The organism is Cytobacillus firmus, assembly GCF_023715565.1.
GTDB lineage: Bacteria > Bacillota > Bacilli > Bacillales > Cytobacillaceae > Cytobacillus > Cytobacillus firmus_C.
The window spans coordinates 1-6,972 of record NZ_JAMBOJ010000107.1 but is presented as its reverse complement, the minus strand read 5'-3'; the positions used below and the strand labels follow the sequence as shown (position 1 = coordinate 6,972).

The window sequence follows — 6,972 nt, the reverse complement described above, 5'->3', positions numbered from 1 at the left end:
AGAAATGGCCTAGAAGATGACCTCGGAGAGGTCTATCATCATCTGAAAATGCTTCAAAGCCAATAAAATTCAAAAAAGAGGTCCGGAATGAGACTATTCCGAACCCCTTTTGTCTACAAACTGAAATCATGCGGGTAAATAACCGCATGATTTTTTTAGTAACGAAAGGGCGCTTTCGCTTTAAAAGGCCCAGTCACCTTTTCTGAACACAGGCTCAGCGCTGCCGTCTTCAGTGATTCCGTCGATATCCATTTCAGCGGAACCAATCATGAAATCAACATGTGTTAAGCTTTCATTTAAGCCGTTTTCAGCCAGTTCTTCACTGGACATTTTCTTGCCGCCTTCAATACAGAATGCATATGCACTGCCGATGGCAAGGTGGTTTGAAGCATTTTCATCAAATAAAGTATTATAGAAAAGCAGATTGGACTTGGAAATCGGCGAGTTGAAAGGAACCAGAGCCACTTCACCAAGGTAGTGGGAGCCTTCATCTGTCTCAACCAGCTGCTTGAGGATTTCTTCTCCTTCTTCTGCTTTCACATCGACAATGCGGCCATTTTCAAATGTCAGGCTGAAGTTATCGATGATGTTTCCGCCGTAGCTTAACGGCTTTGTGCTGGAAACTGTACCGTTCACACCTGTCTTGTATGGTACTGTGAACACTTCTTCAGTCGGCATATTGGCCATGAATTCATGTCCTTGTTCATTCACACTGCCTGCCCCGACCCATAAATGGCCTTTTGGAAGCTCGATTGTCAGGTCTGTTCCTGGAGCTTTATAGTGAAGCTTCTGATATCGCTTGCTGTTTAAATATTCCACTTTTTCATGAAGTGTTTCATCATGCTTTTTCCAGGCTTCAACCGGGTTATCCAAGTCAGCGCGAGTGGCTTTGAAAATAGCTTCCCAAAGCATTTCCACTCTGGACTCCTCTGGAGCTTCAGGGAATACCATGTTTGCCCATGCTTGAGAAGGAGCGGCAATGACTGTCCAGCTCACTTTATCGGATTGGATGAATTTGCGGTATTTTGCAAGCGCCTGTCCTGCTGCTTTCTGGAAGCTTGCGATTCGCTCTGATTTCACGCCTTTCAGCAAATCAGGGCTTGCTGATACGATTGACATGAATGCTGCACCCTTTTCGGCTAAATCTTCGACTTCCTTTGCACGCCATTCCGGGTATTCCGAGAAAGACTCATCCGGTGCCAAATCGTATTTCGTGCGTGTGACCACATCATCGCTCCAGTTCACAACCACGTTGTGAGCTCCTGCTTCATATGCCTTTTTCACAATAGTGCGAACCAGTTCAGCTGAATCCAGTGTTGTGTTAATAACCAATGTCTGACCCTTTTGTACATTTACGCCGACCTTCACTGCAAGCTCTGCGTATTTCTCTAAATTCGTTTGAAATTGACTCATTATGTATTCTCCTTTTGTCAGAATCTTCATGTTCATTGTAGCGGTTCCGTCCCGAAAAAGAAACCTATTGAACTGAAAATCATTCTGCAGAACTTCCGGACTCCATCTCCGGGCGGAGGAAATGAGAAACAGCCAAACCCTGATAAGGCTTGGCTGTCTCTATTAATATACAAAGATCATTAAAATGGTCGTAACAATGCCCACCCATATGGCCAGCAATGCACAGTAGCCCATAATATGACGAATATGAAGGCCGACTACACTTAAAATAGGAAGTGCCCAGAAAGGCTGGATCAGGTTCGTCCAGGCATCACCCCAGCCTACAGCCATAGCCGTAATGGCCGGATCAACCCCCAGCTGCAGCCCGGCAGGAACTTGAAGCGGCCCCTGCAAAGCCCACTGCCCGCCGCCTGAAGGGGCAAGCATATTAACGATTCCAGCGGTCCAATAGGTGAAAATATCAAAGGTGTCTTTACTTGCTATTGACGCCATTCCATTGATTATAGACTCTGCTAAACCGGAGCTGCCAAGAACAGCGATAATTCCAGCGTAAAACGGAAATTGCAGAATGATAGGGGAAATGGCAGAACCCGCCTCTTTAAAGGCATTTGCGTATTGTAAAAGCGATTTGTGTAGGATGAGCCCCAGGGATAAAAAGGTAATATTGATAATATTTAAGTCAAGATCACGCCCATTTACAAACTCAAATACTGCATAGATTAATCCAATCAAGCCGATAAAGATGCCAAGAAAAGGTGTTCGTTCAAGTTCTCCGGCGGGCGTTTTTAAAACTTCAACCGGTTCAGTTTCGTCCTTGGATGCCTTTGGGGGAACGTATGAGATTATGCCTTTCTTAGGTGCCATGAGCACGATGAAAATCGGCATTGTAATGACAAGTGCAATTAAAATAGTAATCGTCCCAGGATGGAAAATGGTCTCCGAAGTGGGGATTACGCCAGCCACCTCCTCCAGAAAATGTCCCTTGGTCGCAACAGTCAAACCAATTGAACTCGATAGGCCGGCTGTATATAGAGCAGTAGGTGCATAGGCTGCAGCCACTAATAGAGGGAAGTGTGCGTTCAGATTTCTTTTTCCGACTTCACGGGCAATAATGGCGCCAACTACGACAGCAAGGCCCCAATTAATATAATAAGCAGCAGAAGAAACAAGAAAAGTGAGTACGTATGCCTGATTGGCTGTCTTCGCTTTGGAGGAAAGCTTTTCAAGTATACGCTGTACAGAAGGAACAGAAGCAAGCGCCATGCCTGTCATTAAGAGGAGCACCATTTGCATGGTAAAAGCAAGGTATACCCAGAAGCCATCACCAAATGATTTAAACAGCTGGGCAGGTTCAGAAGGCTTCATGAAAAATCCGGCTATGAATACAAACAGAGTCATTAGTACAGCAATGACAAAGGCGTCAGGTAGATACCTTTCCACAAGTTTGGAGAAACGATCTGCCATTCTGGTTAACATCCTGTCACACTCCTTTCAGTATTAGTACATGCTATGGAGAGGACAAGCTGTGTATGCCGGTTCATATAGAAAAGCCCCGGCGGCAGCCAGGGCTATATACATTAATCTTTATCTTCCATTGCGGCTTTCTTTTTGTCCTGGGCTTTCTCCACCACATTACATGGGCGGCACTGGAAGTAGGCGCCTGCCTTGCCCTGATGGATTTCCATTTTTTTGCGGCACTGAGGACAGCGGCGGTTGGAAAGCTTTGGATCCTTGCGCTTTCGGAAACTGCAATCAAGGTTGGAGCAGACAAGTATTTTTCCGTCCTTTGTATTCCTTTCTTTCAGGAAGGAATTGCATTCCGGACATTTCGAGCCGGTGAGATTGTGGGCACGGTGCGATTTGTCGCTCTTTTTAATTTCTGAAACCAGAGTTTGAGTCTGCTTGCGGATATATTTTGGAGAAACACTTTTGGATCTGCTTTTCCGCGTGCGATATTCTCAAGCTCCTGCTCCCATTTGGCCGTCAGTTCCGGTGATTTCAGATCTTCATTCACCAGGTCCAGCAGCTGTTTGCCCTTTTTAGTCGGAAACAGGCGTCCATTTTGTCTTTCGAGGGCTTCAGTCTCAAGAAGCCGTTCAATGATTTCCGCTCTTGTCGCAGGTGTTCCGAGGCTGTATTTTTCCATCTGTGTCAAAATGTCAGCTTCGGAATAGTGAAGAGGCGGTTCAGTGAGCTTCGCAGCAGATTCGGCATTTTGCAGCATAAAGCTCTGCCCTTTCGAAATGTTCTTCAGCCTCTGCCCGGCAAACGGCGGATTCATACAGGTCTTCAAATTGTTTTCCAGGCTTAAGGTTGTGAAAACCGTCACGGATGGCACGGTCTGTTACAGAAGAAATCCATAAACGTTTGATGTTTTGGCGCCAGTGGATTTTCTCCAATATCCAACGGGCGACAAGCTCACCTTCACGGCCGGCATATCTCCATGATGATGTACAATTAGAATATACACCATATTAAAAAATGTCAAAAGCGATTCATTATTGATTTCTTAAGGGGAGGTGGTAATAAACTTATAAAATCCATTGCACATAAATATAAAGAAGGAGATTACAGAATATGGGGGATATCATCTCAAAATGATGACTTATAAAAAATATGACGAGCAGTTTAAAAAACAAATGGTTAAATTACATATTGAGGGTAGAACTGTTTCAGAGTTGGGAGTAGAATATGGAATATCTCCTACGTCTATTTACAAATGGATCAAGGTCTATTCAAATATAGAAACAACACCCACTCCTAAAGATTTAAATAAAATTTATAGAGAAAATAAACGGTTAAAACAAGAAATTGATATTCTGAAACAAGCGATGTCTATTATGACTGCTAAATAAAAGTGTCTATACATTTCCCACACTGAAACTATGGTATATTAGACGGTACATAGTCAGTAAAGGAGTTCGGAAAAATGGCAAAAAGTATAGTAATTGCTGAGAAACCTTCCGTTGCACGTGATATTGCAAATGTATTGAAGTGTACGAAGAAAGGCAATGGATTTTTAGAAGGAAACAAATATATTGTTACTTGGGCGCTAGGACATTTAGTAACTTTAGCAGATCCTGAGGTATATGATAATAAATATAAAACATGGAATCTAGAAGACCTTCCTATGCTTCCAGAACGTATGAAATTAGTTGTCATGAAACAAACTGGAAAGCAGTTTAATGCTGTAAAAACACAATTAAGTCGTAGTGATGTGAATGAAATAATTGTGGCTACTGATGCAGGGAGAGAAGGAGAATTAGTTGCACGTTGGATTCTTGATAAAGCAAAAGTTCATAAGCCAATCAAACGTCTGTGGATTTCCTCTGTAACAGATAAAGCGATTAAAGATGGATTCAATAACTTAAAGCCTGGTAAAGCTTATGAAAACTTGTATTACTCAGCAGTAGCACGTTCTGAGGCAGACTGGTACATCGGTTTAAATGCAACTCGTGCATTAACAACTAAATTTAATGCTCAATTAAACTGTGGTCGTGTACAGACACCAACAGTTGCCATGGTCGCAGCACGTGAAGATGAAATAAAAAGCTTCAAGCCTCAAACGTATTATGGCATTGAAGCTCAAACAGAAGGACTTAAATTAACGTGGCAAGATGCGAATGGTAATAGTCGTAGCTTTAATAAAGAAAAAATCGATGCAATCGTTAAATCACTTGGACGTAAAGATGCCACTGTTGTTTCCATTGACCGTAAAGCAAAGAAAACATTCTCACCTGCTCTATATGATTTAACAGAGTTACAACGTGATGCTAATAAAATCTTTGGTTATTCAGCTAAAGAAACACTAAATATCATGCAAAAACTGTACGAGCAACATAAAGTGTTAACATATCCTCGTACAGACTCACGTTATTTATCTTCGGACATTGTTAGTACGCTTCCAGAGCGTTTAAAAGCATGTGGTGTAGGTGAATATCGTTCTCTTGCTAATAAAGTATTAACAAAGCCAATTAAAGCAACAAACACCTTTGTAGATGATAGGAAAGTAAGTGATCACCATGCTATCATTCCAACTGAAGGTTATGTGAATTTCTCAGCGTTTACAGATAAAGAACGTAAGATATATGACCTTGTCGTAAAACGTTTCTTAGCTGTATTATTCCCTGCTTTTGAATACGAGCAGTTAACAGTACAAGCAAAAATCGGTTATGAAAAATTCATTGCTAAAGGAAAATCGGTAATTAATGCTGGTTGGAAAGAAGTGTACGAAAACCGTTTCGATGATGAAGAATCAACTGATGATGTAAAAGAGCAGTTATTACCTCGACTTGAAAAAGATGATGTATTAATAACAAAATTAATCGCTCAAACATCAGGCCAAACAAAGCCCCCTGCACGCTTTACAGAGGCTACTATACTGTCAGCCATGGAAAATCCTACAAAGTACATGGAAACAAACGATAAGAAGCTTGTAGATACGTTAAAATCAACTGGTGGACTTGGCACAGTTGCAACTCGCGCTGATATTATTGATAAATTATTCAATTCATTCCTAATCGAAAAACGTGGTGGAAAAGAAATCTATATCACTTCTAAAGGTCGCCAACTACTAGATTTAGTACCAGGAGAATTAAAATCGCCAGCGACAACAGCTGAGTGGGAACAAAAGCTTGAGCTGATAGCTAAAGGGAAACTAAAAAAAGATGTTTTCATCAATGAAATGAAACAACATACAAAAGAAATAGTTGCTGAAATTAAAGCAAGTGATAAAAAATACAAGCACGACAACCTTTCCACAAAATCATGCCCTGACTGTGGAAAACCAATGCTAGAAGTAAACGGCAAGAAAGGCAAAATGCTTGTCTGCCAAGATCGTGAATGTGGTCATAAAAAGAATGTCGCACGCTTAACCAATGCACGCTGCCCTCAATGTAAAAAGAAAATGGAACTTCGTGGTGAAGGTAAAGGTCAAGTCTTCGCTTGTAAATGTGGATATCGCGAGAAACTATCTGCTTTTGAAGCACGACGTAAAAAAGAATCTGGTGGAAAAGCAGATAAACGCACTGTACAAAAGTACTTAAAACAGCAAGAAAAAGAAGCCGAACCTATTAATAATGCCTTTGCAGACTTATTAAAGGGAATAAAATTTGATTAAATTATTAAAATAAAAGTGTCTATCTAGAAGTTTAGATCGGCACTTCTATTTTATTATGTGAAATGTTGAGAGATATAATAAAGTTGACTCATTCGAGAAGCGAATCTTCAAAAATCGCCCCCCTGTGGTTTTGAAAGAGTTTTGAAAAAAGTCGAACCGTTTTAAACAAAGTTTAACCGTTTGTAAAAGTTTGATCAAAATCCTGTATTGATGCAGGATTTTTTCTTGTTCAGCAATCGGGCAAGATTGTTGAGGAACTTATTTTCAAAAAATGGATATTTATGTTAATGTCAGTGTGAGATTACGAAGAAACGTACTGTGCGAAACGTTTCCTTATAAGTGTATAAACACGAAATAGGAGGATTGCTAAAAAGCAATCACAACTGATTAATTGAAACTTGGAATGAGGGCCGTCATGTTGAGCTGAAACGAGTTATCTG

General features: G+C 41.1%; 5 protein-coding genes and 1 pseudogene. 2 read left to right on the top strand and 4 right to left on the bottom strand.

Going from position 1 to position 6,972, the window contains the following annotated elements; genetic code table 11:
• Positions 1-180: 180 nt before the first annotated feature.
• The 4 genes and pseudogenes from M3205_RS24710 to M3205_RS24695 form a co-directional block, all read right to left on the bottom strand.
• Positions 181-1,413, bottom strand: a complete 1,233-nt coding sequence (locus M3205_RS24710) for an aminopeptidase (protein ID WP_251172298.1) — start codon at positions 1,411-1,413, stop codon at positions 181-183.
• 162 nt (positions 1,414-1,575) lie between these two features.
• On the bottom strand, positions 1,576-2,889 hold the full coding sequence (locus M3205_RS24705) for a short-chain fatty acid transporter (protein ID WP_251172297.1): 1,314 nt from the start codon (positions 2,887-2,889) through the stop codon (positions 1,576-1,578).
• Between the two features lie 101 nt (positions 2,890-2,990).
• Positions 2,991-3,667, bottom strand: a pseudogene (locus M3205_RS24700) (DNA topoisomerase); the annotation flags it as partial.
• A complete protein-coding gene (locus tag M3205_RS24695; protein ID WP_251172299.1) occupies positions 3,600-3,812 on the bottom strand; it encodes a hypothetical protein in 213 nt (70 codons plus the stop codon). The gene M3205_RS24695 and the pseudogene M3205_RS24700, both read right to left, overlap by 68 nt.
• A 198-nt stretch (positions 3,813-4,010) precedes the next feature.
• On the opposite strand from M3205_RS24695, the gene M3205_RS24690 reads away from it, so the two are divergent.
• Both M3205_RS24690 and M3205_RS24685 read left to right on the top strand, forming a co-directional pair.
• Positions 4,011-4,268 (top strand): transposase, encoded by a 258-nt coding sequence (locus M3205_RS24690; protein ID WP_251172296.1) that lies wholly within the window; start codon positions 4,011-4,013, stop codon positions 4,266-4,268.
• Between the two features lie 74 nt (positions 4,269-4,342).
• A complete protein-coding gene (locus M3205_RS24685; protein WP_251172295.1) occupies positions 4,343-6,532 on the top strand; it encodes a DNA topoisomerase III in 2,190 nt (729 codons plus the stop codon).
• Positions 6,533-6,972: the final 440 nt, after the last annotated feature.

What these genes read in the sequence shown, in the direction of transcription:
- M3205_RS24710 (WP_251172298.1), bottom strand. Translation starts at nt 1,413, where the DNA reads ATGAGTCAATTTCAAACGAATTTAGAGAAATACGCAGAGCTTGCAGTG.
- M3205_RS24705 (WP_251172297.1), bottom strand. Translation starts at nt 2,889, where the DNA reads ATGTTAACCAGAATGGCAGATCGTTTCTCCAAACTTGTGGAAAGGTAT.
- M3205_RS24690 (WP_251172296.1), top strand. Translation starts at nt 4,011, where the DNA reads ATGATGACTTATAAAAAATATGACGAGCAGTTTAAAAAACAAATGGTT.
- M3205_RS24685 (WP_251172295.1), top strand. Translation starts at nt 4,343, where the DNA reads ATGGCAAAAAGTATAGTAATTGCTGAGAAACCTTCCGTTGCACGTGAT.